Origin of the sequence: Tritonibacter sp. SIMBA_163 (assembly GCF_046535935.1) — a bacterium.
Lineage (GTDB): Bacteria > Pseudomonadota > Alphaproteobacteria > Rhodobacterales > Rhodobacteraceae > Epibacterium > Epibacterium scottomollicae.
The window spans coordinates 1-278 of record NZ_JAWJBP010000346.1 but is presented as its reverse complement, the minus strand read 5'-3'; the positions used below and the strand labels follow the sequence as shown (position 1 = coordinate 278).

The window sequence follows — 278 nt, the reverse complement described above, 5'->3', positions numbered from 1 at the left end:
GAGTTGAACGTCGACACCAGCAGGAAAGATACACCCATGGCAAGCCCACCGCGCCGCCCCGTAAATCCGATGGAAGCCGCGGAGGCCCTGTTCAAGCCGGCCAAGAAGCCCGCGGCTCCGGCGCAGGAACGCCGCGCGCTGCCGGAGGTCAAGGAGCTCGTCTCGATCAAGCTCGACAGCGCGGTCATCGAACATTTCCAGAAGGACGTCCCCGGCTGGCAGGATCGCATCCACGACGCCCTGCGCGCCGTCATGGCCGCGGAGGGCGAAGAGAGACG

General features: G+C 66.5%; 1 protein-coding gene. It reads left to right on the top strand.

The features are described from left to right. Positions 1-69: 69 nt before the first annotated feature. Positions 70-278 (top strand): BrnA antitoxin family protein (locus tag R0J92_RS22665; RefSeq protein ID WP_411053318.1); only part of this gene is annotated, 209 nt, incomplete at its 3' end.